Below are 2,878 nucleotides of genomic sequence, written 5' to 3'. Positions count from 1 at the left end.
GCTTGTTGCAGGGACATTCATTGCCGGATGCACGAACACCAATGCGCAGCCTTCTGCGAACTCGAATACACCTGCGGTGAAGCAGGCCTCAACAAGCCCAAATATCCTGAGGATGGCGGATCTGTCTGCGATCACCAGTATTGACCCTGCCTCTTCCGGTGTCTTTGTGACGGAAAAGGCTATGATCACCGAACCGCTGGTCGGTGCCACGCAGGACTTCGTCCTTACCCCTAAGCTTGCCACTTCATGGAAACAGACCAGTCCGACAACATGGGAGTTCAAGCTCCGTGACGATGTGAAGTTCCATAATGGCAAGCCGATGACTGCAAGTGAAGTCAAGTTCTCCCTTGATCGTACCAGTAAAGAAAACTCTAATTCACGACAGATGGCTGACTATAAAGACAGCCGGGTAATCGACGACCACACAATTGAAGTCACAACGAACAAGATCAACCCGATCCTTCCCGCAGTTCTCCACTATTCCAACTTTGGTATCATCCATCCCGATTCCCTGGATGCACAGGGGAACTTCTCCATACCTGTCGGAACCGGGCCCATGATGTACGACTCATTCGACCAGCAGACCCGTGTCTTTACCGTGAAGAAGAATCCGGATTACTGGGCAGGGACAGTGAAACTCGATGGGGTTGTCTTCACCTCAGTACCTGATCATAACGCACGGACCCTGGCGATTGAAAAAGGCGATATCGATTTCACCGTTGATTTGCCGTACAATGAAGCAGAACGCATCGATGCAATACCGGGAATCAATGTAGAGAAGTACCTGACCCCGAGAGTCTATATCCTGTATGTCAACTTCGACCGTGTGCCCCTCCAGGATGTCCGCATGAGAAAAGCACTCTCTCTTGCCATCAACCGCAAGGACATTGTCGACCATGTCCTGTACGGCGTAGGTCAGCCCGCAAAGGGGTTCTTCCTCCCCACGATGTCATTCGGGAACAAGAACCTGGATGAACTCCCGTACGACCCGGTGAAAGCAAAAGCGCTCCTTGCGGAAATGGGATACAAGGATACGAATGGCGATGGCATTGTCGAGAAAGACGGGCAGCCGCTTACCATCAACCTGATAACAGCAACGAACCGCCCGGCACTTGCGCCCATGCTTGAGACCGTTGGATCGGATCTCAAAGCCATCGGTATCCAGCCCAAGGTCGAGGTCATGGCCAGTGCTGCACAGACAGACAGGGTGAAAGCAAGGACCTATGACCTGCAACTGGTTGCATCGAACATTGCCATGGTTCCCGATCCCGGTTATATCATCCCCAACTGGTTCAAATCAAATGGGATAAGCAATAGCGGCAAGTGGAAGAATGCCACCATGGACGCCGAGATTGATGATGCATACCAAACCGTTGACGAAAAAGAGCGTCTTGCCAAGTGGAACAAGATCGAAGCCGATGCCTATGATCTCTTACCCGTGATCCCCGTTGCAGATTATGGCGTACTGATCGTGAAAAAGGATACCGTCCAGGGCTACAAGTTCGATCCAACCGCCCATGACTATGCGCTGGGTTATGAGATCACCATAACCAAATAAGGAGGGTAAGAACCTCCGGGTTCCCCCTCTTTTTTAAAGGAGACATCATGCATCACTATCTTATCAAGAGGTTCGGGTTCCTCCTCCTGACCATTCTCGCCGCATCGGCGCTTGCATACCTTATGCTCCATGCAGTACCGGGGGAGACGGCGGAAAACGTTGCCCGCCATACCATTGTCGGGATTGAGGATGCCGTTTCCGAACAGACGAAAGCCGAGATCTCAGCCAAGTATAATCTCAACGACCCGATCTGGGTCCAGTATTCCAACTGGTTATCCGGGTTGTTATTCCGTGGAGACTTGGGCTCGTCCTACGTTTACAAGAATACATCCGTGTTTACACTCATCTCTCTAGCCCTTGGCCCCACCATCATCCTTGCAATCGCGAGCATGCTGATTGTGATTATCGTGGGAATTCCACTGGGCATGTATTGCGCCGTGCATGAGAACCGCCCCAGCGATCTCATTATCCGGGGCGCAACCATCCTCAGTATCAGTTTCCCGTCATTCTGGCTTGCACTGATGCTGATCCTTGTATTCTCCCTGACGCTGGACTGGTTTCCGGTATCGGGGTACGGGACACCAGCCAACATCGTCTTGCCGGCAATTGCCCTTGCTCTTCATCCCACTGCGGTAGTTATCCGCATTGTCAGGACAAGCATGCTCGAGACCCTGGGGCAGCAATACATCACGTTTGCTATTGCAAAAGGGCTGTCATGGGGTCACATCTTATGGAACCATGCCATCAAGAATGCCCTCATCCCGGTTCTTACCCTCCTCGGCGTGTACTTCGGTCACCTGCTGGCAGGTACGGTGATTATCGAGAATATCTTTGCCTGGCCAGGTATCGGAAACCTGTTGATCAACAGTGTCGATGCACGCGATATACCGGTTGTAACCTCCTGTATCGTCGTGATCGTAGCGATGTTCCTGATAGTGAATTTCCTTGTTGACATCTCGTATCATTTCATTGACCCGAGGATCCGTTATGAGTGAAGATGTAATTTCTATCCCAAGAATCCGGAGGATACTATCCGTTAAATCCATTGATAGTTCAAAAAACCGGTTATATCGGGAAATTGCAAAACGCCCCGGGTTTCAGGTATGTCTGGCTCTTGTTGGGCTTCTCATGATTGTGGCAATCTTTGCACCGGTTATCTCTCCCTATGATCCCGAGGCAATTTCCGTTAAGGACAAGAACCAGGGTATCTCACCCGCGCACTTGTTCGGAACCGACTTTTTAGGGAGAGACCTTTTCAGTCTCACCATCTGGGGCGCCCGGACCTCGCTGTTTATTGCATCAGTCTCCGTAGCCGTCGCC

2 protein-coding genes and 1 pseudogene are annotated in these 2,878 nt (G+C 51.4%); all 3 read left to right on the top strand.

Translation table 11 applies throughout. The features are described 5' to 3' along the window. Positions 1 to 1,558, top strand: a 1,558-nt coding sequence (locus CW742_RS09755) for an ABC transporter substrate-binding protein (RefSeq protein ID WP_292419761.1), incomplete at its 5' end; no start/stop codon positions are given. 47 nt (positions 1,559 to 1,605) lie between these two features. Further along, the gene (locus CW742_RS09750) at positions 1,606 to 2,553 is read left to right on the top strand and encodes an ABC transporter permease (RefSeq protein ID WP_292419758.1); all 948 of its coding nucleotides are present in this window, start codon (positions 1,606 to 1,608) and stop codon (positions 2,551 to 2,553) included. After that, a pseudogene (locus tag CW742_RS09745) lies at positions 2,546 to 2,878 on the top strand (hypothetical protein); the annotation flags it as partial. The gene CW742_RS09750 and the pseudogene CW742_RS09745, both read left to right, overlap by 8 nt.

The organism is Methanoregula sp. (assembly GCF_002835825.1).
Classification (GTDB): Archaea; Halobacteriota; Methanomicrobia; order Methanomicrobiales; family Methanospirillaceae; genus Methanoregula.
The sequence above is the reverse complement of the archived record's forward strand: the minus strand, read 5'-3'. Positions and strand labels throughout refer to the sequence as shown.